Annotated in this window: 16 protein-coding genes; 3 read left to right on the top strand and 13 right to left on the bottom strand. The window is 69.3% G+C overall.

The features are described from left to right. Window positions 1–28 precede the first annotated feature (28 nt). The 13 genes from I7X39_RS11910 to I7X39_RS11850 form a co-directional block, all read right to left on the bottom strand. The gene (locus I7X39_RS11910; protein WP_198111377.1) at window positions 29–511 is read right to left on the bottom strand and encodes a GNAT family N-acetyltransferase; all 483 of its coding nucleotides are present in this window, start codon (window positions 509–511) and stop codon (window positions 29–31) included. Window positions 512–520: 9 nt separating this feature from the next. After that, window positions 521–1,486 (bottom strand): alpha/beta hydrolase family protein, encoded by a 966-nt coding sequence (locus tag I7X39_RS11905; RefSeq protein ID WP_198111376.1) that lies wholly within the window; start codon window positions 1,484–1,486, stop codon window positions 521–523. Between the two features lies 1 nt (window position 1,487). Then, on the bottom strand, window positions 1,488–4,577 hold the full coding sequence (locus tag I7X39_RS11900) for an efflux RND transporter permease subunit (protein WP_198111375.1): 3,090 nt from the start codon (window positions 4,575–4,577) through the stop codon (window positions 1,488–1,490). After that, entirely contained in the window at window positions 4,578–5,660 is a 1,083-nt protein-coding gene (locus tag I7X39_RS11895) for an efflux RND transporter periplasmic adaptor subunit (protein ID WP_198111374.1), read from the bottom strand. A gap of 9 nt (window positions 5,661–5,669) precedes the next feature. After that, the gene (locus I7X39_RS11890) at window positions 5,670–7,055 is read right to left on the bottom strand and encodes an efflux transporter outer membrane subunit (protein ID WP_198111373.1); all 1,386 of its coding nucleotides are present in this window, start codon (window positions 7,053–7,055) and stop codon (window positions 5,670–5,672) included. Further along, window positions 7,052–7,780, bottom strand: coding sequence for a TetR/AcrR family transcriptional regulator (locus tag I7X39_RS11885; RefSeq protein WP_198111372.1), 729 nt, complete (start codon window positions 7,778–7,780; stop codon window positions 7,052–7,054). The genes I7X39_RS11890 and I7X39_RS11885 overlap by 4 nt, the downstream gene beginning before the upstream one ends. Before the next feature lie 132 nt (window positions 7,781–7,912). Further along, window positions 7,913–8,947, bottom strand: coding sequence for a GGDEF domain-containing protein (locus tag I7X39_RS11880; protein WP_198111371.1), 1,035 nt, complete (start codon window positions 8,945–8,947; stop codon window positions 7,913–7,915). A 44-nt stretch (window positions 8,948–8,991) separates the two neighbouring features. Continuing rightward, complete coding sequence (locus I7X39_RS11875) at window positions 8,992–15,672, bottom strand: FimL-related protein (RefSeq protein WP_198111370.1); 6,681 nt, start codon at window positions 15,670–15,672, stop codon at window positions 8,992–8,994. Between the two features lie 12 nt (window positions 15,673–15,684). After that, on the bottom strand, window positions 15,685–17,955 hold the full coding sequence (locus tag I7X39_RS11870) for a methyl-accepting chemotaxis protein (RefSeq protein ID WP_375140780.1): 2,271 nt from the start codon (window positions 17,953–17,955) through the stop codon (window positions 15,685–15,687). A 53-nt stretch (window positions 17,956–18,008) separates the two neighbouring features. Further along, window positions 18,009–18,524: a chemotaxis protein CheW gene (locus tag I7X39_RS11865; RefSeq protein WP_198111369.1), complete on the bottom strand. Its 516-nt coding sequence runs from the start codon at window positions 18,522–18,524 to the stop codon at window positions 18,009–18,011. A 55-nt stretch (window positions 18,525–18,579) separates the two neighbouring features. Next, a complete protein-coding gene (locus I7X39_RS11860; protein WP_232351904.1) occupies window positions 18,580–18,945 on the bottom strand; it encodes a response regulator in 366 nt (121 codons plus the stop codon). Window positions 18,946–18,956: 11 nt separating this feature from the next. Continuing rightward, entirely contained in the window at window positions 18,957–19,340 is a 384-nt protein-coding gene (locus I7X39_RS11855; protein ID WP_198111368.1) for a response regulator, read from the bottom strand. A gap of 35 nt (window positions 19,341–19,375) precedes the next feature. After that, complete coding sequence (locus I7X39_RS11850) at window positions 19,376–19,528, bottom strand: rubredoxin (protein ID WP_198111467.1); 153 nt, start codon at window positions 19,526–19,528, stop codon at window positions 19,376–19,378. A gap of 216 nt (window positions 19,529–19,744) precedes the next feature. On the opposite strand from I7X39_RS11850, the gene thiD reads away from it, so the two are divergent. The 3 genes from thiD to mpl are packed head-to-tail and all read left to right on the top strand — an operon-like array spanning window position 19,745 to window position 23,409. Further along, window positions 19,745–20,665: a bifunctional hydroxymethylpyrimidine kinase/phosphomethylpyrimidine kinase gene (gene thiD, locus I7X39_RS11845; RefSeq protein WP_198111367.1), complete on the top strand. Its 921-nt coding sequence runs from the start codon at window positions 19,745–19,747 to the stop codon at window positions 20,663–20,665. 51 nt (window positions 20,666–20,716) lie between these two features. Continuing rightward, the gene (gene hemL, locus I7X39_RS11840; RefSeq protein ID WP_198111366.1) at window positions 20,717–22,003 is read left to right on the top strand and encodes a glutamate-1-semialdehyde 2,1-aminomutase; all 1,287 of its coding nucleotides are present in this window, start codon (window positions 20,717–20,719) and stop codon (window positions 22,001–22,003) included. A gap of 44 nt (window positions 22,004–22,047) precedes the next feature. Next, on the top strand, window positions 22,048–23,409 hold the full coding sequence (mpl, locus tag I7X39_RS11835) for a UDP-N-acetylmuramate:L-alanyl-gamma-D-glutamyl-meso-diaminopimelate ligase (protein ID WP_198111365.1): 1,362 nt from the start codon (window positions 22,048–22,050) through the stop codon (window positions 23,407–23,409). The last annotated feature ends 92 nt before the right edge of the window (window positions 23,410–23,501 follow it).

Raw genomic sequence — 23,501 nt, 5'->3', positions numbered from 1 at the left:
GGTGGCCGGCATTCTGTAACGAAGCTCGTCAGGCCTTTCGACCCAGGGCCTGCAAGGCCTCGCCCGTTACCCGGCAAATGCGCCAGTCCGGCATCACCGTGGCGCCCATGCGCTCGTAGAAGCGAATGGCGTTGACGTTCCAGTCCAGCACGCTCCACTCGAAGCGGCCATAGCCGCGCTGCACGGCAATCTGTGCCAGATGCCGCAAGAGCGCCTGGCCCAGGCCGCTGCCGCGCTGGGCGGGCTGCACGTACAGGTCTTCCAGGTAGAGGCCGGGCAGCGAGAGGAAGGTGGAGTAGTTGGTGAAGAACAGCGCAAAGCCCACCACCGCGCCCCCGGCCTCGGCCACCACGGCCTCCACCACCGGGCGGGTGCCGAACAGGTGCTCGTGCAGGCGCTCGGGCGAGGTCTGCACCAGGTGGGTCAGTTGCTCGAACTCGGCCAGTTCACGGATCAGGCCGACGATGTCGGGCACGTCGGCGGGAGCGGCGGGGCGGATGGAGAAGGACATCGTGGGGTGTTAGGCAGCGGCCCAGTGGGCAAGCAGAGATTGATGGCGTTGCGACCAGCTGTGCAGATGGTCCACGGTGCCCAGGTCGAGCACGCCGTGCAGGAACTCGGCCACCACTTCCTTGGTGGCCTGCTTGATGCGCGGGTTGGCCAGCACGCCGCCGGTGCCGCTGCGGTCGGTGAACACCGAGTGCGAGCCGCCCTGGAACACCACCAGGCGCTTGAGCGCGCTGCCGGTGGCCTGGAACAGCGCAATGCGCTCGGCCGCGGTGCTGTGGTAGCCGGGCACCTGGATCACGTCATCCGTGGCGGTGATGTGCAGGCTGGGCACGCGGATGGCGGCCAGCGCGCGCTCGGGCTGGCTGACGCCGTGCAGCGGCGGCGCCGAGATGAAGACCGCCGCGCGCACCCGCGGGTCGGCCAGGGGCTCGGGCTCGCCCGGAATGGCGGCTCCCGCCACCAGCAGGCTGGTGTTGGCGCCGTAGGAGTGGCCGGCCACGGCGATGCGGCTGGCGTCCACCAGGCCGGGCTGCTGGGCCAGCAGCTGGTCGAGCGCGAAGCGCAGGTCGTGCGCGCGGGCACGCGCCTCCTCGCTGCGCGCCGCCGCCTGCAGGCGCCAGGCCAGCTGCAGCAGGTTGCCGCCCCAGAGCTTGCGGTCGCTGCCCACATGCTGCACGTGCAGGCTGGCGAAGCCCTGGCTGGCCAGATGCTGGCCGATGTACGAGTAGCCGCGCCGCGAACCGCCGATGCCGTGCGAGAACAGCACCAGGGGCAGCGGGCCGGCGGGCGCTTGGGCCGGCAGGTACAGGCGCACTGGCACCTCGCGCTGGCGCGCCGCGTCCTGCCACTCGAACTCTTCGTAGCGCCAGGCCGGTGGCGCCAGCGCCTCCTGCGGCGCCGGTTCTTCACGGGCGCGCAGCGCGCCGCAGGCCAGCAGGCCGCTGGCACCGGCCATCAGAAGGACGCGGCGTTTCATCTCAAGCCTCCAAAGCGGGTGCCGGCGCCTTGCGGCGCACCCGGCGCATGAACCACTCGACCATGTCGTCCACCCAGGTGTAGACGACCGGCACGATCAGCAAGGACAGAAAGGTCGAGGTGATCAAGCCGCCGATGACGACGATGGCCATGGGCGCGCGGAAGCTCGGGTCGGTGCCGAAGCCCAGGGCGATGGGCAGCATGCCCGCGCCCATGGCCAGGGTGGTCATCACGATCGGGCGGGCGCGCTTGTGGCAGGCGTCGAGCAGGGCCTCCAGGCGCGTGAGCCCGCGCTCGTCACGCGCAACGATGGCGTACTCGATCAGCAGGATCGAGTTCTTCGTCGCGATGCCCATCAGCATGATCATGCCGATCATGGCCGGCATCGACAGATCGGTGCCGGTGACGAACAGCGCCAGGATGGCGCCGGGGATGGACAGCACCAGGGCCACCAGGATGGTGAGCGGCTGCACCCAGGCGTGGAACAGCAGCACCAGCACGATGTAGATGCAGGCCACGCCGGTGCCCATGGCGAGCAGGAAGCTTTGCGATAGCTCGGCAAAGGCCTCGGCGTCGCCCGTCACCGTCTTGGTGATGCCGGCGGGCAGGTTCTTCAGCGCCGGGAGCAGATCGGCCTCGGCCGCCACCTCGCCCAGGGCCCGGCCGTTGAGCTCGATTTCGAAGTTCACGTTGCGCGAACGGTCGAAGCGGTCGATCTGCGCCGGGCCGCTGCCAAGCTCCAGCTCGGCCACCTGCTGCAGCGCCACCGGCCCCTTGCTGCCGGGCACGGTGAGCTGCTTGATCAGGGCCAGGTCCGCGCGGGCACCATCGGGCAGCTTCACCACCACCGGCACCTGGCGCTCGGCCAGATTCAGCTTGGGCAGCAGCTGGTCATAGTCCCCCGCGGTGGCGATACGCAAGGTGTCGGCAATCGCCGCGGTGCTGACACCCAGGTCGGCGGCGCGCGCCGAGTCGGGCCGCAGCACCAGCTCGGGGCGCTGCAGGCTGGAGCTGCTGGTGACCTGGCCGATGCCCTTGAGCGTGCGCAGCTGCTGCTCCACCTGGGTGGCATGGGCCAGCAGGGCGTCGCCGTCGTCGCCGCTCAGCACCAGGATGTACTTCTCGGCCGAGCCGCCGAAGCCCACATTGATGCGCGCGCCGGTCAGGTCGGAGAGGCGCTCGCGCAGGTCCTTCTCGATCATCTGCTTGGTCACGCCGGGGCGGTCCTGGCGCTTGGTCAGGTTGATCGTCAGCGTGGCCTTGCGCACCTCGGGGGCGCCGCTGCCCTGGAAGGGGTCGGAGCCAGCAGCGCCGCCGCCGATGGCGGTGTAGATCAGCTTCACATGCGGGTTCGCGGCCACGCGCTGACGAGCGGCCTCGGCCAGCTCCACCGTCTGCTCCAGCCGGCTGCCCGGTTCGAGCTGCAGGTAGACCTGGGTCTGCGACAAATCGTCGGGCGGAATGAAGGCGCCCGGAATGGCACCCATGAACAGCGGCGCGCAGCTGGCCACGCCGAAGGCCAGCATGGCCGCCAGGGTCTTGCCGCGGTGCTGCAGGCACCACTTGGCCCAGCGCAGGTACATCGGCATCCAGAAGGGCTCGGGGTGCGGCTTGCTGGGTTTCTTCAGGATGTAGGCCGCCATCATGGGCGTGAGCATGCGCGCCACCACCAGCGAGAAGAACACCGCCAGAGCCGCCGTCCAGCCGAACTGCACAAAGAACTTGCCGGGCACGCCGCTCATGAAGGCGGTGGGCAGGAACACGGCGATCAGCGTGAAGGTGGTGGCGATCACCGCCATGCCGATCTCGTCGGCCGCCTCCATCGCCGCCTGGAAGGGCGTCTTGCCCATGGTCAGGTGGCGCATGATGTTCTCGATCTCGACGATGGCGTCATCCACCAGGATGCCGATGACGAGCGAGAGCGAGAGCAGGGTCACGATGTTGATCGTGAAGCCCATCCAGTGCATCAGCAGAAAGGTCGGGATGGCCGACAGCGGCAGGGCCACGGCCGACACAAAGGTGGCGCGGCCGTCGCGCAGGAACAGCCACACCACCAGCACCGCCAGCAGCGCGCCCTCGATCAGCAGGCTCATCGAGCCCTCGTAGTTCTCCACCACCGGGTCGACGAAGTTGAAGGCCTCGGTGACGACCAGGTCGGGGTGCGCCGCCTTCAATTCCTCCAGCGCGGCGCGCACGCCGTGCATCACCTCCACCTCGCCGGCGCCGCGGGCGCGCGTCACTTCAAAGGCCACCACCGGCTTGCCGTTCACGCGTGCGGCCGAGCGGCGCTCGGCGATGCCATCCATCACCGTGGCCACCTGGTCCAGGCGCACGCGCCGGCCGTCCATCAGCGGGATCTCCAGCGCCGCCAGCTCCTGGGCACTCTGCACGGTGGCGATGGCGCGCAGCGACTGCTCGATGCCACCGATGGTCGAGCGCCCGGCCGGGGCCTCCTGCTGCACCTCCTTGAGCCGGCGCGACACCTCGGCCGCGCTCACACCCAGGGCCAGCATGCGCTCGGGGTTCAGCTCCACCTTGAGCTCACGCTTCACGCCCCCCACGCTGCCCACCGCGCCCACGCCGCGCACCGACAGCAGCTTCTTGCTGAGCTCGTTGTCGATGAACCAGGACAGCGCCTCTTCGTCGCGCCGCTCCGAGGCCAGGGTGTAGACCAGCACCGGCGTGCCGCTCAGGTCCATCTTGCTGATCACCGGATCGCGCAGCTCGGCCGGCAGGTCGGAGCGCACGCGCGCCACCGCATCGCGCACATCGTCCATCGCCTCCTGGGTGGTCTTCTCCAGCCGGAACTCGGCCGCCACCGTGGCCACGCCGTCGTACACCTTGGTGTATGTGTGCTTCAGGCCTTGGATGGAGGCGATGCTGTTCTCGATCTTGCGCGCCACCTCGGTCTCCATCTGCGCCGGCGCGGCGCCGGGCAGCTGGGCGGTGACGATGACGGTGGGCAGGTCGATGTCGGGGAAGTTCTGGATCTTCATCGCCCGGAAGGCCAGCAGGCCGGCCACCGTGAGCATGATGAAGAGCAGGATGGATGGAACCGGCTTGCGGATCGACCAGGACGAGACGTTCAGCATTTACTTCACCACCTTGACGAGGTCGCCGTCGGCCAGGAAGCCCAGGCCCTGCGCGACCACCAGATCGCCGGCCTTGACCCCACTGCGCACTTCAACGGCCTCGCCCACACGCCGGCCCAGCTCCACCTTGCGCTGGCGCACGCGCATCTCCTTGTCGATCTGGAACACATAGGCAAAGCCGTTGCGCAGCAGCACAGCGCTCTGCGGTAGCGCGATCACCGCACCGCTCTGCAACTGGAACTCGCCACGCGCAAACATGCCGGCACGCGCCGCGCCGGGCTTGAGCAGGTCCACATAGACCAGGCCGTTGCGGGTGGCGGGGTCCACCTTGGGCGCCACCACGCGCACCCGGCCTTCCAGGGCGGAACCACCCACCGGCGTCAGCGTCACGGCCTGGCCCGGCTTGAGCTGCGCCAGCTCAGGCGCCGGCACCTCGGCCCGCCATTCCAGCCGGCCCTGGCGGATCAGCCGGAACAGCTCCTGCCCCGGCTGGGCCAGGGCCCCCGGCAGGGCCTCGCGGGCGGCGATCACGCCGTCGTCCGGCGCCAGCACGCGGGTGTGCGAGAGCCGCACCTCGGCCGCACGCAGCTGCGCCTTCAGCGATTCCAAGCGCGCCGCGGCCGCGGCCGCGGCGGCCTGCAGCTGCTCCACCTGCTGGGCCGACACCGCATCGCCCCCGGCCAGGGCCTGCACGCGCGCGGCCTGCGCCGCGGCGTCGCGCGCCGCCACCTCGGCCTCACGCAGGCCGGCACGCGTGGCGGCCAGCTCAGCCTCCAGGGTCTCGCTGGCCAGTTGGGCCAGCAGCTGGCCCTTCTTCACCGCATCGCCCACCTGGGCTTCCACCTTGACCAGGCGCAGCCCGCCGGTCTCGCTGCCCACCGCCACCTCCTGCCAGGCGGCGAGGTTGCCAGTGGCTGAAAGTGTTTGCGGCCAGTTCTGGCTCTGCGCGGCCACCAGCTTGACGTTCAGTGCCGGCTTGGGCGCGCCGGCCGGGGCCGGCTGGGCGGCTTGGGCCGCCTGCTGGGCCTGGGCGTTCAGGGAAAGAGTGGCCAGCAGCGCCAGCGCAAGGGCATAAGTCTTCATGTCGGGCTTTCAGGAATCTTGTTCTTGCGACCAACCGCCCCCGAGGCGGCGGTACAGGGCGATCCAGGCGTCGGAGCGCGCCAGGGCCAGTTCGTAGGCGCCCTGCTTGGCGGCGATGAACTGGCGCGCGGCCTGCGCGCGCTCCAGGCCGCTGATCAACCCGGCGCGCGCACGCTGCTCGGCCACCGCGTCCAGGCGCTGCCATTGCGAGATTGCGGCCTGCACGGCGGCCACCTGGGTCTCGCTCTTCTGCACCGTGAGCAGGGCCTCCTCCACCTCGGCCACGGCCTGGCGCCAGCGCGCCTCCAGCACGGCGCGTGCCTCCTGCTCGCGCGCCGCGGCCGCGGCGCTTTGCGCCTTGCGCAGCCCGCCATCGAAGAGCGGCAGGTTCAGGCTGGGCGCGATGGACCACAAGCTGCCCTTGAGCGTCTGCCCGTCCAGGCGCAGCCGGCCTTCGCCCAGCAGCGCGCCCCAGCTGAGCTGCGGGTAGCGCTGCGCCTCGGCGCTGTGCTGCTCGAACACGGCGGCCAGCCATTGCTGGTGCGCGCTGCGCAAGTCCGGCCGCTGCGCCAGCACGGAGGCGGGCACGCCGGGCACGGGGAATTGCGGTGCCTGCGGCAAGGCGGCCTCGCCCAGGCGCTGGGCCAGCGCGGCAGCGTCGTCCGCCACCAGCACGGCCAGGGATTGCAGCCACAGCCCCGGCAGCGCCCGCTGCGTGGCCGCCATGACCTGCGCCTCGGAAAGCTGCACCCGCGCCTCGGCCGCCTGCGCCGGTGCCACCAGGCCCCGCTCGGCGGCTTGGGCGGCGGCGCGTTCGATGCGCTCGGCGGCTTCCAGATCCTGCGCGGCCAGGCCAGCGGCGATCTGCGCCTGCCGGTAGCTCAGGTAGGCCTGGGCCACCTCGGCCGCCAGGCTGACGCGCGCCTCATGCCACTGCGCCTGCGCCGCCTCGGCCAGGGCCTGGCCGGCCTGGGCCTGCGCGCGCTGGGCGCCGAACAGATCCATCTCCCAGCTGGCCTGCAGCTGCGCCACGCCACTGCCCATGGCCTGGAAGCTCGGCAGGCTCTTGGCGCGCTGGGCGCTGGCCTGGGCGCTGAGCTGGGGCGCCAGCAGCGCCCCGGCCGCCTCGCGCTGGGCGCGTGCCTGGCTCAAGCGCGCCAGCGCCTGCGCCAGCTGCGGGTTGCGCTGCTGCGCCTGGGCCTGCAGGGCGAGCAGCTGGGCATCACCAAAGGCCTGCCACCAGTCCACCAGGCTGGCGGCCTGGCCGCCATGGGGCAAAGGGGCCAGCCACTGCGCGGGCAGCGGCGGCTTGGGGTCCTGCATCGGCGGCGCCACGGCACAGGCCGACAGCAGCAGGGCCGCGGCCAGCGCGCCCAGTTGGGAAGCGGATTTCATCGGGTCGTCTTGGGTACGGAGGTCTTCTTTTTCGGCGCGCTCGCCCGGGGCCGGGCGGCATGGCGCGCACGCTCGTGCGCCACCAGCACCTCGGCCCAGTCGAGCAGGCGCTCGCGGATGCGCTCGAACGCCTGCGGGTCCGCCAGGTAGCCCGGCGTCAGCAGTTGCATGAAGGCGCGCGAGAGGCAGTAGTCCTGGGCCATCGCCACCAGGCCGTAGCCGAGCTGCAGCACGGTCTCGTCGTCGGGCGCCACGCCGATGTGGCGCGCCAGCAATTCGGAAAGCGCACGCTGGTTGGGGCCGATGTACGCCTGGATCGTCTCGGCATAGACGGCGCTGGGCTTGAGCAGCTCGCGCAGGTGCAGGCGCAGCTCCAGCTCCTCGGCGGCTTCGCTCAAGAAGCTGCCGAAGAAGCGCCCCAGCCCTTCGCGCAGGCTCAGCGCCGGATCGGCAAAGCCTTCGTGCTGGGCGCTCATGACTTCCAGCGGGCGCGCCAGCACGGCGCGATAAAGCCCGTCCTTGTCGCCGAAGTGGTAGTGGATGGCGCCCGGGTTCAGGCCGGCCGCGGTGCAGATTTCGCGCGTGGAGGTTTCGGCGAAGCCCTGTTCGGCGAACAGCACCGAGGCGGCATCCAGCAGGCGCTCGCGCGCGCCCTGCTCCTGGGCCTGGCGCGGCCGCCCCGGACTCTTGTCGGCGGGGGCGTGGGGACTAAGGGTTTTCGGCATGGCGGCGCATGCTAGCAAACCATTCAAGCGCTTGCTTGATTTATTTCCAAACTCCGCCGAATGAGGGAGGACGGGCAGAAATGAAAAAGGCCGGAGGGTGCCCGGCCTTCGAGAAGCAGTACGGGTGCGAGCCTAGAACAGCTCGACGTCGCTTGCCTTTTCGGTCTCTTCCTGCACATGCCCGGCGGTGAGCAGCTGCTCGTAGCCATGCACCTGGTTGCGACCATGGTGCTTGGCGAAATAGACCGCCTTGTCCGCGCGGTCGAAGCAGGCGGTAGGGGTGTCGGGGTTACGGATACGGGTGTAGCCGATCGACAGCGTCACATGCCCGACCTGCGGGAAGTTGAAGGCCTCGCATTGCTGGCGCAGGCGCTCGAACACCAGCTGGGCGTCGTCGCCCAGTTCGCAGCGGATCAGCACCACGAACTCCTCCCCGCCAAAGCGGTAGAGCCGGTCGTGATAGCGGAAGCAGGTGCGCATCAGGCGCGAGAGCAGCAGCAGCACCTCGTCGCCGATCAGATGGCCGAAGCCGTCGTTCACGCGCTTGAAGTGGTCAATGTCGATGACGCCGAGCCAGTAGGTGGCGTGCACATCGTGGCGGCGGTCGCCCACCGCCACGGCACTCGGCATCGCCGGGGCTTCGCCCAGCAGCTTGAGGAAGCTCGCGTCGAAGGTCTTGCGGTTCAGCAGGCCGGTGAGCGAGTCGCGTTCCGAGTAGTCCAGCAGACCCTGGAAGTTGTGGAACACGCGCAGGATGGCACTGACGGTGCGCTGCTCGGCCGGGCTCAGACGGGTGCGGGTGACCACTTCGAGCACGCCGTCACCATCGTGCTCGGAGAGCAGCGGGAAGTGGCAGGTGAATTCGGAGCGGCTGGCCGATTCGCGCAGCTCGCGGCGCTGCAGGCACGACAGACGCGCCGGGTACTGATCAAGCGGCGGCAGACTGGAGAGATCACCCGCCAAGGAATCGGCGGTGGGCACCAGCTCGCCATAGCCCAGGTGCGCGCGCGACATCCAACGCAGGTCGGGCGGCGTGCCGACGGCGCGATAGATGCTCACGCACAGCGGATTGAGGAGGTCGCGCAAGGCCACGACCAACGTGACGTCCATGACGTCACGGTCCTTGTAGCCCGTCAACTCCGCGAGTTGTTCAACGACCTTCGTCATGCCCTGTTGGCGGGGGCAGGTGCTGCGCCCTGCCCCCTTTCCGCTCAGACCGCGACCGCAGCCGCCTTCGAACCAGTGTACTGACGGATCAGACCCTTCAGCACTTCCTCGTCATAGGGCTTGCCCAGGTAGCCCTGCACGCCCAGCGCCTCGGCGTACTCGCGATGCTTGGCCGCGATCCGCGAGGTGATCATCACCACCGGTAGCTTGCGCAGGCGCTCGTCGGCACGCAGGTTGCGCACCAGGTCGAAGCCGTCCATGCGCGGCATCTCGATGTCGGAGAGCACCAGATCGGGCAGATCTTCGCGCGCCAATTGCTCCATCGCATCCAGGCCGTCCTTGGCCAGTTGCACGCGGTAGCCCTCGCGCTCCAGGAAGCGCTGGCTGACGCGGCGCACCGTGAGCGAGTCGTCCACCACCAGGATGAGAGGCGCCAGCACTTCGGCAGCCGCGACCGGTGCAATGACCGGCGCACCGCCCGCATGGGCGCGCGCATTGGCCTGCGCACCGTAGCGCTCGGCCAGGGCCACCGGGTTGTAGATCAGCGCCACCGAGCCGCTGGCCAGCAGGCTGATGCCCGCCAGGCCCGGCACATGGATGAGCTGCGGGCCGAGGTTCTTGACCACCACTTCCTGGTTGCCGACCACCTCGTCCACGTGAATGGCGATGCGGTCCGGGCCGGAATGCACCAGCACCACGGCGGCATGCTTGCCATGCAGCTGCGGGTGGTCGTTGTGCGAGAGCAGGCCACCCATCCAGTAGATCGGAACCTGCATCTCCTGGCCGCGCATGCCGGCGGTCAGATGCCCTTCGGCATAGGCCTTTTCCAGCTGCGAGTTGGGCAGGCGTAGCACGGAGTCGACCAAGCTGGCAGGCACCGCCACCTCGACTTCACCGCAGCGCAGCAGCACTACCTGCGTCAGGGCGGTGGTGAGCGGCACCCGCAGATCGAACTCGGCACCCTTGCCAGCTTGGCTGCGGGTCAGCACATAGCCGCCCAGGGTGTTGACCTCGGCGCGCACCACGTCCATGCCCACACCGCGGCCGGCCAGCTCGGTCACCTGACCGGCGGTGGAGAAGCCCGGCGCATAGATCAGCTGCATGAGCTCGTGATCGGTGGCCTCGCGACCCTCGGGCAGCAGGCCCAGCTTGGCCGCCTTCTCGCGGATGCGGGCCAGGTTCAGGCCGGCACCGTCGTCGCTAAAGGCGATCAGCACCTGGTTGCCCTCTTGCGAGAGCTTGATGCGGATGGTGCCCATCGGCCCCTTGCCGGCCTTCTCGCGCTCGGCCGGCTGCTCGATGCCATGCGCCACGCTGTTGCGCAGCAGATGCTCGAAGGCGCCGATCAGACGCTCCAGCACGCCGCGGTCCAGCTCGATGCCGCCGCCCTGCACTTCCAGCTGCACCTGCTTGCCGCCCTCGCGCGCCGCTTGGCGCACCACGCGGTGCAGGCGCTCGGCGAGCGAATCAAACTCCACCATCCGGCTACGCAGCAGATCGTCCTGCAGCTCACGCGTCAGGCGCGACTGGGCGGCCAGTTCGTCTTCACCTTGCGCGACGTTGCGCTGCAGCGAGCGCTGCACCGTGGCCACGTCGTTGACCGATTCGGCCAGCATGCGCGTCACTTCCTGGAAGCGCGTGTAGCGGTCGAATTCGAGCGGGTCGAAGTCCGAGCCCAGGGCCTTGGCCTGTTCCTGGCGCGAACTGATCTGCGCCTCGGCCTGCACCTCCAGCTCGCGCAGCTGGGTGCGCAGACGCTCCAGGTTGTCGTCCAGTTCGAGCAGCGCCGTCTTCATCTGCGTCAGCTCGTTCTCCATCCGCGCACGGCGGATCGAGACTTCGCCAGCCTGCGCGGCCAGACGATCCAGCAGGCTGGAGCGCACGCGCACCATGGCCTGGCCACTGACCAGCGGCGCGGCATCGGCGCTGGAGATCTCGCGGGCCCCCAGACCGGCAAAACGGTCCCAGTTCACGGCCTCCGGGCCGACGATGAATTCGGGCTCGGGTTCGGGCAGAGGCGGCAGCTCGCGCTCGGCCAGCGGAATCGGCGGCGGCGCCACCGGTTCGGGCTCGGCCAGTGGGGGCGGCTCCAGCTCCACGTCGACCAGATGCTCTTCGAGCAGCAGATCGAGCTCGGCCGCAGGGGCAGCCACCGGCGCCGCCACCGGAGCCGGCGTCGGCACGGGGGCGGGCTTGGGCTGGCGGAAGGCCAGGCGCAGGCGTTCGAATTCGACTTCCAGCTCGTCGCCCCGATCCTGCAGGGGCAGCAGGTCGGCAGCCGCACGATTACCGCGGCCCATCAGGCCCTCGACCGCCGATTCCAGGCGGTGCGCCAGTTCACCCAGGCGCATCGCACCCGCCAGGCGCGCACCGCCCTTGAAGGTGTGCAGCGTGCGCATGCAGGCGTCGCCACGGGCGTCATCCTGGGCGTGGCCGGTCCAGTCACGCAGACGTGCGTGCAGCTGATGCAGCAGGTCGCTGGCCTCTTCCTCGAAGATTTCCCAGAGCTCGTCGTCGATCTGGTCGGGCTCGCCGCTCAGGTACTCGGCATCATCGGCCCGGGCCGACAGCACCGGGGCATGCTCCACCGGCGAGTGGTCGAGCAAGGGCGCCGGTTCGCTGGGCTCACCCAGCGCACCCAGCCCGGTGTCGGGCTCGTCGCGCATTTCGGGCTGGTAGGCCTGCAGGGCCGGCACCAGTTCAGGCGCGGGCTCACGCAGGAAGCCGGCGGCGAACTGATGCAGCAGGTGCGCAATTTCTTCCGCTGCACGGCGGAACAGCGCCGCCACCTCGGCGTCGAAGGCCCGGGCGCGCTGCGCGCGGCCCAGCGCATGCTCCAGCGCACGCGCCAGCACGGACAGCGCCTCGAATCCCACCGTCGCGGCATTGCCCGCCAGGGCGTGCGCATAGACCTCGGTGTTCGCGGGCGGCGCCTCGTCCGGCTGGGCCGCCCACTCGGCGAGCTCCAGCACCAGGCGGCCGGACTGCTGGTCGGCCTCGCCCACGAAGATATCGAACAGGGCGCGCGAAACGCGCAGCGAACCGATCTGGCGTTCCTCGTCCTCCGCCACTTCGGGCTCAGCAACAGCCTCCGCCGCGGGCTCGACGTTTGGCAGCGGCTCGGGCTCGGCCTGAACCGAAGGCACGGGCGGCTCGTCCGCCATGGCGTCCGCCAGCTGCACGGTTTCGATCGGCAGCTCGGTCGGCCAGCCGACCGGCAGTTCGGTTAGCTCGGGCGCCGCGGCTGGCGGCTCGCCCGCGTGCACGGCCTCCATCGCCGCCTGGATCAGGGGCTCGTCCGCCGGCATGCGCAGATCCAGCGTCGGCGCGAGCGCCTCGGCGTCCAGTGCGCTGGGCGCGGACAGATCCAGCGTCGGCATGTCGGCACTGAGGTCCAGAGTCGGCACATCCGCACTCAGGTCCAGCGTCGGCATGTCGGCGCTCAGGTCCAGGGTGCGCATGTCATCGCGCAGATCCAGCGTCGGCTGGTCACCCGACAGGTCGAGCTCGTGTTTCTGCTCGTTTCCGGTTTGAGCCTGCAGCTCGGCAACGCGCAGGTCCAAGGTGGCCGCTTCGGCGGCCAAGTCAGGCAGGACAGCGTCGGCAGAGGCCTCTGCCGCATGCGTGGGCTCGATCGCTTCCGCGCCCGCCGTTCCGAAGCTCAGCTCCAGCGGCGCCTCGGCCTGCGGGGCCGGCTCGGGAGCGGCATCGGGCTCGGCCAGGCTCTGCAGCTCAGGCTCGCCCAGATCCAGCTTGAGCTCAAGCGCCGGCAGGGCTTCCGCTGGTTGCGGCTCGGCCGGTGTGGGCAGGCTCAGATCCAATTCGAAGCCCGCCTCGTCGGCCGGCAGCTCCACCATCTCCGGCACGGGCAAAGGCTCGGCCTGGGGTTCGGCGGGGGCGGGCGTACCCAGCAGCAAGTCGTCGGCACCCAACTCGAGGGTCTCGACCTCCGGCTCGGGCAGAGCTTCGAGCGCCGGGGCGGCGATCGGCTCGACCTCGGCATCGCTCAGGCCCAACTCGGCGGGGGCCTCTTCCAGGCTGAAGTCGAGTGTGAGGGTCTCGGTCTCGGTGCCTTCCAGCGGCGTGGCTTCCGTAGGCTCGGGCAGCGGGGCCGTGGACTCGAAGTCCAGCTGGAGCTCGGGCGTCAGCGGCGGCACCGGCTCGGCCGCCACGCTGTCCAGCGTCGGTTCGGTGCTGACGAAGCTTGGGGCCACCGGCGCGGCGGCGGCAGGCATCGGCTTGCCCAGGCGCAGGGCATCGGCGCGCTCGCGCAGGCTCTGCGCGCGACGGGTGCTGCGGCCTTGCGCCGCCACATCATCGCGCCAGGCGCACAGCTCTTCCAGCGCATCGGCGCTGAAGGCCAGCAGGCGTTCGCTGGCGGGCTTGCCGTCCGCCAACCAGTCATTGAAGAGTTGCTCGCAAGCCCAGGCCGCCTCGCCGAACTCGTTGAGGCCCACCATGCGTGAGCTGCCCTTCAGGGTGTGGAAGCTGCGACGGACCGTCGTCAGCTCGACCTTATTGGCCGGGTCGTCGGCCAGCTGCGCCAAGGCCGCACGCGCGGTCTCGGCCACCTCGGCGGCCTCCTCCAGGAAGATCTCGAGCATTTCCTGATCGAGGGCTTCTTCGGTTTCCGGCAAGGCAGCACTGGGCGCGGGCTCCGGAGCCGCTGGCGGCGCCACCAGGGCTTCCAGGGCCTCCAACGCGGTGCTGGCAGGGGCCTCGTCCGCAGCGGGAGCGCTGGGCTCCAGGTCCAGGCTGGGCAGTTCCAGCGATCCGAAGTCGAGGCTGGGCGCCTGCAACGCAGCAGCGGCTTCCTTGGCGGCACTCGCCAGCGCGGGCTGATCGGCGGCGGCCGCCTGCAAGGCCACCTGCTCCAGCGCCTCGCGTTTGGCTTGCGGGTCTTCGCTGGCCATGGCCTCACGGGCCTGCTCCACCAAGCTGGGCAGCGCCACCGGCAGCTCGTGCCGTTCCCGCTCCACCAGCGCCTTGAGCTCGCCGCTGGCATCGTCGAAGCGGAACATCGACTTGGCCAGCGGGGCCTGCACGCTCAGCATGTCGATCAGGAAACCGAGCTGACCCAGGTTGGTGGCCAGGCGTTCGAAGATCGCACGCGGCCCGGGCAGGCTGGGGTCGACCTCGGTGTTGCACAGGCGATCCACCTCGTCGCGCATGCGCACGCAGGTGATGCCGGCCTGATCCAGGCCGAGCACGGTGAACACGCCGCGCATGGCCTGCAACTGGCTGGGCACAGGGATCAGCTGCTCGCGCCGGCTCGGGTCGCGGAAGTATTCGTCGACCTGGCGCTCGACCTCGGTAAGGCTGTGGCGCAGCTCATGCACCACGCTGCCCAGGGTCTGGCGGTCCGCCACGCGTCGGAACAGGTCTTCCATCCAGGGCTCGAGCGAATCCTCGGCCTGGCCGGACGCAGCCGCCTGCACACGTTGGGCCACGCGCTGGACCCGCTGGGCCTGTTCGGGCGAGTCGAACACGCCGTCATCAAAGATGGCTTCGAGATACAGCAATGCGGTGGCCATTTCCATGGCCAACGCCGCGGGCGGGCGCTGCCCGGAACGCAGCGTGAGCACCGCGGCGCGCTGCAGGGTCTGCACCAGCACCTCGGCGCCGGGCACCATCTGCTGCAGCGATTCGCCCAGGCTGGCAAACGCTTCATCCATGCTGGCGGCGCGGGCGGTTTCGCCCTCGGCCGCAGCGCCCCAGGCCTCCTTGGCCGCCAGCACGCGCTTCTGCGCCTGCAGCACCAGTGCCGGGTCGATCTTGCCCAGGCTCTCGTCGCGGTAGTCGCCGCTGAGCGCGCCATCCAGGCCGTAGGCCGCCCGCACCGCTTGCAGGTGCGGTGCCCGGCCCTCGGGCGGGTCGCCACTCTGGGCGCAATAGAACAGCAGGTCCTGCACCAGGCGATCCGCCGGCTGAGGGTGGCCCTGCAGATGGCTGCGCAGTTGCGCCAGCAGGCGCGAACCCAGCCGCTTCACATAGGCGTCGGTGTCTACCTGCCCAAGTGCCTGGGCCTCGAAGTGGGCCGCCGCCAACTGCCAGAAGCTGGCTTGCGGTTCACTTGCCAGCGCCGCCGCCAGACCGATGCACAACTCGGCCAATTGCGCCGCATGCACGGGCGTGGTCTGGCGCATCTGCCGCAGAAGCGCAGTCTCGAATGCCGTGCGCAGCGCGTCCAGCGCCGGCACGGGCTGGCTCATCTGCGGCGGCGGCAGGGTCTTCCACTCGAAATTGGCCGACCAGAAATCGGCCGGATGCACGCGCTCGGCCTGCGCCAGTTCCTGGACCCGCCGATAGGACGGGAACAGGCCCAGCGGCGAGGCCGGGTTCGCACCCAAGCGGCGCACGATGTAGGTGAGCAGCGCGAAATCGGCGCGCTCGATGGCTTCGACCTCGGCCGCGCCCACGCGCACCTGATCGGCCATGCGCCGCACCAGGCCCTCGTTTGCCACCGCCAAGTGGGCAGCCTCGGGCTGGCCCACCATGCGCAGCACGCCGGCCACCTGGTGCAGTTGCTGCGCCACGGCCCCAAGGCCGGTGCCGAGCTGGTTGGCATCGACCTGGCCGGTGGCACTGCGCAGATCAAATTCACGCAGCGTGCGGCGCAGGCTCTTGTGCACGCCCTCGAGCGTGCGCCGGATCTCCTCCTGAACCCAGGCCAGTGGCGTCAGGTCGGCGGAGTCACGGTTTTCCTGGTCGGAGGGAGAGATCATGCGCCGAAGGCCTTAGGCGGCGTTGCCGACCTTGAATCGGGCCACCGAGCCCTTCAGGGCTTCGGCGGAACGGGACAGTTCATGCACCATCTTGGCGGTCGAGCGCGTGCCCTCCGAGGTCTGCTCGGTCACCGCAAAGATGTGCTGGATATTGGACGCCACCTCGTTGGCCGAGGCCGCTTCTTCCAGCGCGCGGTTCGAGATGCCGGCCACCATGTCGTTCAGGCGACGGGCCACCGAGTCGATCTCCTCCAGCGCCTGACCGGCAGCGTCTGACAGGCGCGTACCTTGCACCACCCCGGCGGTCGAGCGCTCCATGGCGGCCACGGCGTCCTGGGTGTCGGTCTGAATCGCCTTCACCAGGGCCGCAATGCGGCGCGTGGCGTCGGCCGAGCGTTCGGCCAGGCGCTGCACTTCTTCCGCCACCACCGAGAAGCCGCGACCGGCTTCACCGGCGGAGGCGGCCTGGATGGCAGCGTTCAGGGCCAGCACGTTCGTCTGTTCGGTAATGTCCGAGATCAGTTCCGTGATCTCGCCAATCTCCTGCGACGACTCACCCAGGCGTTTGATGCGCTTCGAGGTTTCCTGGATCTGATCGCGAATGGCGTTCATACCCTCGCGGTTGTTCTGCATCGCCTGCAGACCCTGCTCGGCGGCTTCGCGCGAGTGGCGGGCCACTTGGGCGACGTTCTGGGCCTCGGTGGACACCTCGTTGATTCGGCCGGCCATCTGCAGCACCGCGTCACCGGTGGCGCGAATCTCGTGCAGCTGTTCGGTCGAGGCCGCCAGCAGCTCGGTCGAGGTCTGGTCGACCTGCTGCGTGGTCTCGGTCACGCGGATGGCCGTGCCTTGCACCTGCGACACCAGGTTGCGCAGCTCTTCCACGGTGTAGTTCACCGAGTCGGCGATGGCGCCGGTGATGTCCTCCGTCACCGTGGCCTGTTGCGTCAAGTCGCCGTCGGCCACCGCGGCCAGCTCGTTCATCAGGCGAAGAATGGCGGCCTGGTTGGCGTCGTTGACGCGCTTGGCCTCCAGCTCCTGGGCCTGGGCTTGGCGACGCTGCTCTTCAGCGAGCTGGGCGCGGCGCTGCTGGCCGGCGATGTAGAGGCGCAGGAAACCGACCGCACCGTAGACCAGTGCCGCCAGCGAGCCCGCCAGCAGGACGGCCTGCCACCAGGCCAGGCCACCGGCTTGGTTCAGGCCATCCACGACCTGCTCCATGCCTTTGCGCAGCGGCTCAGAGTCCTTCAGGATGGAGTTGGCCGCTTCACGCGCCGCCACCAGGCCGGTCAGGTTAGTCAGCACGGCCTTGGCCTGCTGATCGGTGGCCTCGAACTGGGTGAGCAGGGTCTTGAGCTTCTCGCGCAGCTGCGGGTCGCGCGCCGGCGGCAGGTTCAGTTCCTTGGAGCCGCTCAGCAGGCCCTGGGTGATTTCACGGAAGGCATTCAGATCCTGGCCGAGCAGGAACACCGCCTCGGGACTCACGCCCTCCTGCGTCAGGAATTCACCGGCGCTCTTGCCGATGCGCTGGGTCAACATCACCAGCTGGCCCGAAGCGGCGATTTCCACCGGCGAGGCGCCGGACTGCAGCTCCAGCGAGTTGACAGCCTCGGCCGACTCCAGCAGATCGGAAGACTGGCGGTTGATGGTGCGCAGCGAGGTACCCACCTCGGTCAGCACCTTTTCCGTGCCCAGCACCACCTTCACGTTCTTCTCGGCGCGGTCCACCATGGGCAGCAGCGGGTCCAGCTGCTCACGCACCGACGACGGCGCGCGCGACAGCGGGCCGCCATCGCCGGTGTGCAGATTGCGCGTCACGCTGGCCAGCTTGTCGAGCGACTCGCGCAGCTCGGCGAAGGAGGTCGGCGTGCCCACCATGGCGGTCGACACCGCCTTGGCCAGACGCTGCGACTGCATCAGGGCCAGACCGGTTTCGCGCACCTGGTCAGAGTTCTTGCCGGCCAGATAGATGTTCGAGAACACCCCGACCAGGGTGCCGACCAGACCCGCCGCCACCAGGCCGGTGAACAGGTTCTGCCCGCGCAGACGGCGCTGCGGCGCGGCCTGGCTCAGAGGCTCCATGGTGCTGTACTGGGTGGTCTGGCTCGCGCCCGTCTCGGCGAAGCCGCTCATCGCGCTGTCGGCCGGCGCCAGCGTGCTGGACGGGGCGTCGTGTGTCTGGCTGTCGAGGTGAACGGTTTCATACACGCTGTCGGGTGCGTCCGCCTGCGTGCTGTCGGTGCCGCGGTCGTTCGAAGACTTCATCTTGTCCAGCAGGCTCATCGTTGCCTCGTTCTGCGTGAAAACGGTGGTATTGGGAAAGCGGGATCCGGGGGTCAGACCACGATGTCCAGAAAGGGTTGGAAGCGCGCCAAGGCGTCCAGGTCGAGCACCTGCCAGACCCGGCCCTTGTCGTCGACGCGCTGGTCACTGGCGAAATGCGGGCGCGTGCCGGCGCCTTGCGCGGGAGCGAGCTGCTCTTCACCACGCAGGCCGAGCAGTTTGTCGACCAGCAGTGCGCAGTTGATGTTCAGCTCGGGGTTGAAGGCCACCAGGCGCCCGCCCTGCGTCTCGGCGCGGCCCTCGCGCAGACCCAGAAACTGGGCCAGATCCACGATGGTGTGCAACCCGCCGCGCAGATTGGCGACCCCGATCATCCAGGGCTGGGTGTAGGGCACGGTGGTGACGGGCACGGGGGCGAAGATCTCGGCCGCGTGCTGCAGCGGCAGCAGCAAGCCCAGCCCAGCGCAATCCACCGCCAGCCAACGCGCCGTCTGCGTCTGCTCGCGCACCGCCTGCAGGCGCTGCGCCAGGCGCGCCTGAAAGTCTCTCAGCGCCTGCTTGTTGCTCATGCCCGCTCTCCATCAAGCGGGCGGCGGGACAGCCGGGGAGCGCGCGGAGCGGTCATCAGCCCAGCGCCTTGATCTTGCCGATCAGCTCTTCGGCCTGCACCGGCTTGACGACGTAGTCCTTGGCGCCTTGGCGCAGCCCCCAGACCCGGTCGGTTTCCTGGTTCTTGCTGGTGCACATGATCACCGGCACCTTGGCGTAGCGCTCGTCGCGGGTGATGGCGCGGGTCAGCTGGAAGCCGTTCTGGCCGGGCATCACCACGTCCATCAGGATCAGGTCGGGCACCTCTTCTTCCAGCCGCTTGAAGGCCTCTTCGCCGTTCTCGGCGGTGCGCACCTTGTAGCCGCGCTTGGTCAGCATGTCGCTGAGGTGGTGCAACTCGGTCTTCGAATCGTCGACCAGCAGGATGTTCTTGATGCTCATGATGGCGCTTCTTATGGGCGGTTCTGATGCTGCTGCACAGCTTGCAGCAGCTGATCCTTGGTGAAGGGCTTGGTCAGGTAGTCCTGCGAACCCACCATCCGGCCCCGCGCCTTGTCGAACAGGCCATCCTTGCTGGACAGCATGATGACGGGCACGTCAGAGTACTCGGCATTGCGCTTGATGATGGCGCAGGTCTGGTAGCCGTCGAGTCGGGGCATCAGGATGTCGCAGAACACCAGGTCCGGTTTGAAGTCGCTGAGTTTCGCCAGCGCATCGAAGCCGTCTTCGGCCAAGACCACCGAATGACCGCCCTGCTTGAGGAAAATTTCCGCACTGCGGCGGATGGTGTTGCTGTCGTCGATGACCAGCACCTTGAGCGGAGTTTCTGCCGACATGGGTATCCCCCTAGGGTTGGCGCCGTGTACCTGGCTTAGATGCGCACCATTTCGAAGTCTTCCTTGCGCGCCCCGCATTCCGGACAGGTCCAGTTCAGGTCCACGTCGGCCCAGCGGGTACCGGCGGGAATGCCATGCTCGGGATCGCCCTCGGCCTCGTCATAGATCCAGCCGCAGATCAGACACATCCAGGTGCAAAGCTCGGTATTCACGCTCGTGTTCAAGTCAAGTCCTCTACGTCATCGCCCCTCGAAAAGGGGCTAACTACAATCGATTCATTCTAGTCACGCTCCTCTAGGGGCCATCGGGGTGGTCCCCCTGGGGAACGCCCGAGGGTACGCGCCCGCTCAAAGCGGCTACAGCGCGTGCGCGGATGGTCCATCTGGGCGCCCTCCTCCCACACCATGAACCCAAATCCTGAGTCGCCCGAAGCCAACCCGGACGAGGACGCCGCGCCCCCCTGCGTGCTGAGCTTCAATGCCAGCGAGCCGACCGGCGCCGCCGGCCTGGGCGCGGACAACGCCGCCATCGCCGCCATGGGTGCGCACGCGTTGCCGGTCGTGACCGGCGTGCTGGTGCGCGACACCGCCGACGTCTTCGAGCACCACGCGCTGGACGATGAACTGGTGGCCGAGCAGGCCCGCTCGGTGCTGGAGGACATCACCATCGGCGCCTGGAAGGTCGGCTACCTGGGCAGCGCCGAGACCGTTTCCGCGGTGGCCGAGATCCTCTCCGACTACCCCGAGCTGCCGCTGGTCACCTACCTGGGCAGCACGCCCTGGTTGGATGACGAACAGCAGAGCAGCTACCACGATGCCTTGCGCGAACTGGTGCTGCCGCAGACCCTGGTGCTGGTGGGCGCACACGCCGTGCTGACCGAATTTCTGTTGCCCGACTGGGATGGCAGCCGCCCGGCCTCGCCGCGCGAACTGGCCAACGCGGCCCACAAGCTGGGCGCCGCCCATGTGCTGGTGACGGGCATCAGCCTGCCTAACCAGTTCGTCGACAACGTGCTGGCGGGCCCGCAGGGCCCCATCACCGGCGAGAAGTTCGAGCGCTTCGAGGCCAGCTTCATCGGCGCCGGCGACACCCTCTCGGCCGCGCTGGCCGCCTTGCTCGCGGTGGGCGTCGAGCTGCACGAGGCGGTGGGCGAGGCCTTGGCCTTCCTGGACCAGGCGCTCGACGCCGGCTTCCAGCCCGGCATGGGCCAGGTCATTCCGGATCGCTTCTTCTGGGCCCTGCCCGTGCCAGAGGAAGGCGAAGCCGAGGCCGAGACGCCCGAGGACACGCCAGCGAATCAGGCGCCCCCGCGGCGGATGCACTGAAACCCGGCGGCCCACGGGCCGCCTTTGCCTTCCGCCGAACCGGAACCCGATATGGACAAGAACCAAGAACTGTTTGACCGCGCCGCCGCCGTGATCCCGGGCGGTGTGAATTCCCCCGTGCGCGCCTTCCGTGCCGTGGGCGGCACGCCACGCTTCGTGCGCCGCGCCGAGGGTGCGTACTTCTGGGACGCGAACGACCAGCGCTACATCGACTACATCGGCTCCTGGGGCCCGATGATCCTTGGCCACGGCCACCCCAAAGTGGTCGAGGCGGTGCAGCGCGCGGTGCTGGAAGGTTTCAGCTACGGCGCCCCCACCGAGCGCGAGATTGAACTGGCCGAGGCCATCATCGCCCTGCTGCCCTCGATCGAGCAGGTGCGCCTGGTCAGCTCCGGCACCGAGGCCGCGATGAGCGCCATCCGCCTGGCGCGCGGCTTCACCGGCCGCAGCCTGATGATCAAGTTCGAGGGCTGCTACCACGGCCATGCGGACAGCCTGCTCGTCAAGGCCGGCTCGGGCCTGGCCACCTTCGGCAACCCCACCAGCGCCGGCGTGCCGGCCGAGGTGGCGCAGCACACCCTGGTGCTGCCCTACAACGATGTCGAAGCGCTGGAGCTCGCCTTCCAGCGCCACGGCGCCGAACTGGCGACCGTCATCATCGAACCGATCGCCGGCAACATGAACTTCGTGCGCGCCTCGGTGCCTTTCATGAAGCGCCTGCGCGAGCTCTGCACTCAGCACGGTGCCCTGCTGATCCTGGACGAGGTGATGACCGGCTTCCGCGTGGCGCTGGGCGGCGCGCAGTCGCTCTACGCGCAGCAGATCCCCGGCTTCGCGCCCGACCTGACGGTGCTGGGCAAGGTCATCGGCGGCGGCATGCCGCTGGCGGCTTTCGGTGGCCGCCGCGACGTGATGGCCAAGCTGGCGCCGCTGGGCGGCGTCTACCAGGCCGGCACGCTCTCAGGCAACCCGGTGGCCACGGCTTGCGGCTTGGCCACCTTGCACGAAATCTGCCAGCCCGGCTTCTACGAGACGCTGGCCGGCAAGACGCGCCGGCTCGTCGACGGCCTCAAGACCCTGGCCGCTGAGAAGAAGATCGCCTTCAGCGCCGACTGCGAGGGCGGCATGTTCGGCTTCTTCCTGCTGCCCGAGCTGCCGCAGAACTACCAGGTCGTGATGACCACCGACGGCCCGGCCTTCAACCGCTTCTTCCACGCCATGCTGGACCAGGGCGTGTACTTCGCGCCGGCCCTCTACGAGGCCGGCTTCGTCAGCGCCGCGCACAGCGTGGCCGACATCGACGCCACGCTGGCCGCCGCGGCCCACGCCTGGTCCTGAGCCCTTCCTGAGAGACCGGGGCGCACGCCGCCCCGGCTGTTCCCATGCATCTGCACATCCTCGGCATCTGCGGCACCTTCATGGGTGGCCTGGCCGCGCTGGCGCGCGAGGCCGGCCACAAGGTCACCGGCTGCGACGCCAATGTCTACCCGCCGATGAGCACCCAGCTGCAGCAGCTGGGCATCGAGCTCATCGAGGGCTGGTCGCCCGACCAGCTCGAACTCAAGCCCGATCTGTACGTCGTCGGCAATGTGGTCAGCCGCGGCAACCCGCTGATGGAAGCCATCCTCGACGCCGGCCTGCCCTACACCAGCGGCCCGCAATGGCTGCAGGAGCATGTGCTCCAGGGCCGCCATGTGCTGGCCGTGGCCGGCACGCATGGCAAAACCACGACGACCGCCATGCTGACCTGGATCCTGGAGGCCGCCGGCCTGCAGCCGGGTTATCTGATTGGCGGCGTGCCGCAGAACTTCCCCACCAGTGCTCGCCTGGGCGAAGGCAAGGCCTTCGTGATTGAAGCGGACGAGTACGACTCGGCCTTCTTCGACAAGCGCAGCAAGTTCGTGCATTACCGGCCGCGCACGGCCATCCTCAACAACCTCGAGTACGACCACGCCGACATCTTCCCGGACCTGGCCGCCATCGAGACCCAGTTCCACCACCTGGTGCGCACCGTGCCGGCATCCGGAAAGCTGATCGTCAACGCGCGCGAGGAAGCGCTACAGCGTGTGCTGACCCGCGGCTGCTGGAGCAGCGTGCAGCACTTCGGCGCGCGCAAGGAAGAGCCCGGCATGCTGCGGGCCCGCGGCGAGCCCCATGCCTTCGACGTGCTGCGCGGCAGCCTGCGCGTGGCGCGCGTGGAGTGGAACCAGTCGGGCGAGCACAACCAGCTCAATGCCCTGGCCGCCATTGCCGCGGCCGAGCACCTGGGCGTGGCGCCCGAGGCCGCCGCGGCGGCATTGAGCCGCTTCGAGGGCGTGCGCCGGCGCATGGAACTGCGCGGCGAGGTGGGCGGCATCAAGGTCTACGACGACTTCGCCCACCACCCGACGGCCATCCGCACCACCGTGGAGGGCCTGCGCCGGCGCATCGCCCCGAACGAGCGCCTGCTGGCGATCTTCGAGCCGCGCTCGAACACCATGAAGCTGGGCACCATGAAGGCGCAACTGCCCTGGGCGCTGGAGGAGGCCGACCAAAGTTTCTGCCACCAGGGTGGGCTGAGCTGGGACGCGCGTGCCGCCCTGGCTCCGCTGGGTGACAAGGCGCTGGTGGCCGAGGACATCGACAGCCTGGTGCGCCAGGTGCTCAAGGTAGCACGGCCGGGCGACCACCTGCTGTGCATGAGCAACGGGGGCTTTGGCGGCATTCACGACAAACTCCTGCAATGCTTGGCCGCCAGGGCCTGATGGCCGCGCACTGATCACGCACCCCAATGAAAAAGGGCCGGCAATGCCGGCCCTTTGTTTTGGCGTCCCCGCTCACGCGGGGCTTTCACGCG

This window comes from Inhella proteolytica (assembly GCF_016093275.1).
GTDB lineage: Bacteria > Pseudomonadota > Gammaproteobacteria > Burkholderiales > Burkholderiaceae_C > Inhella > Inhella proteolytica.
The sequence above is the reverse complement of the archived record's forward strand: the minus strand, read 5'-3'. Positions and strand labels throughout refer to the sequence as shown.